We start from the raw sequence: 1,694 nt of genomic DNA on the forward strand, positions 1-1,694 counted from the left end.
TTGTAGGTGCTCCTTAGAAAGGAGGTGATCCAGCCGCACCTTCCGGTACGGCTACCTTGTTACGACTTAGTCCCAATCGCCAGTCCCACCTTCGACAGCTCCCTCCCACAAGGGGTTAGGCCACCGGCTTCGGGTGTTACCAACTTTCGTGACTTGACGGGCGGTGTGTACAAGGCCCGGGAACGTATTCACCGCAGCGTTGCTGATCTGCGATTACTAGCGACTCCGACTTCATGGGGTCGAGTTGCAGACCCCAATCCGAACTGAGACCGGCTTTTTGGGATTAGCTCCACCTCACAGTATCGCAACCCTTTGTACCGGCCATTGTAGCATGCGTGAAGCCCAAGACATAAGGGGCATGATGATTTGACGTCGTCCCCACCTTCCTCCGAGTTGACCCCGGCAGTCTCCTATGAGTCCCCACCATCACGTGCTGGCAACATAGAACGAGGGTTGCGCTCGTTGCGGGACTTAACCCAACATCTCACGACACGAGCTGACGACAACCATGCACCACCTGTAAACCGACCGCAAGCGGGGGACCTGTTTCCAGGTCTTACCGGTTCATGTCAAGCCTTGGTAAGGTTCTTCGCGTTGCATCGAATTAATCCGCATGCTCCGCCGCTTGTGCGGGCCCCCGTCAATTCCTTTGAGTTTTAGCCTTGCGGCCGTACTCCCCAGGCGGGGCACTTAATGCGTTAGCTACGGCGCGGAAAACGTGGAATGTCCCCCACACCTAGTGCCCAACGTTTACGGCATGGACTACCAGGGTATCTAATCCTGTTCGCTCCCCATGCTTTCGCTCCTCAGCGTCAGTTAATGCCCAGAGACCTGCCTTCGCCATCGGTGTTCCTCCTGATATCTGCGCATTTCACCGCTACACCAGGAATTCCAGTCTCCCCTACATCACTCTAGTCTGCCCGTACCCACCGCAGATCCGGAGTTGAGCCCCGGACTTTCACGGCAGACGCGACAAACCGCCTACGAGCTCTTTACGCCCAATAATTCCGGATAACGCTTGCGCCCTACGTATTACCGCGGCTGCTGGCACGTAGTTAGCCGGCGCTTCTTCTGCAGGTACCGTCACTTTCGCTTCTTCCCTACTGAAAGAGGTTTACAACCCGAAGGCCGTCATCCCTCACGCGGCGTCGCTGCATCAGGCTTGCGCCCATTGTGCAATATTCCCCACTGCTGCCTCCCGTAGGAGTCTGGGCCGTGTCTCAGTCCCAGTGTGGCCGGTCACCCTCTCAGGCCGGCTACCCGTCGTCGCCTTGGTAAGCCATTACCTCACCAACAAGCTGATAGGCCGCGAGTCCATCCAAAACCACAATAAAGCTTTCCACCCCCCACCATGCGATGAGGAGTCATATCCGGTATTAGACCCAGTTTCCCAGGCTTATCCCAGAGTTAAGGGCAGGTTACTCACGTGTTACTCACCCGTTCGCCACTAATCCCCCCAGCAAGCTGGGGATCATCGTTCGACTTGCATGTGTTAAGCACGCCGCCAGCGTTCATCCTGAGCCAGGATCAAACTCTCCGTTGAAGTAAAACAAAACGAACACAACATGCACCCCCCGGGAAAACGGGAAACACACACTGCAAAATTTGAAACCAGCTGTAAAAACCAGACCACACCACGGGGTGGCACAATCCAGTCAATTCAACCAATCAATAAAAAATTGGTATCAACAAAC

1 rRNA gene is annotated in these 1,694 nt (G+C 55.3%); it reads right to left on the minus strand.

Annotation, left to right across the window (positions count from 1 at the left end):
- Positions 1-17: 17 nt before the first annotated feature.
- Positions 18-1,543, minus strand: a 16S ribosomal RNA gene (locus AC5RV1_RS21310).
- Between the last annotated feature and the right edge of the window lie 151 nt (positions 1,544-1,694).

Source organism: Arthrobacter sp. Hb9-2, from assembly GCF_059091165.1.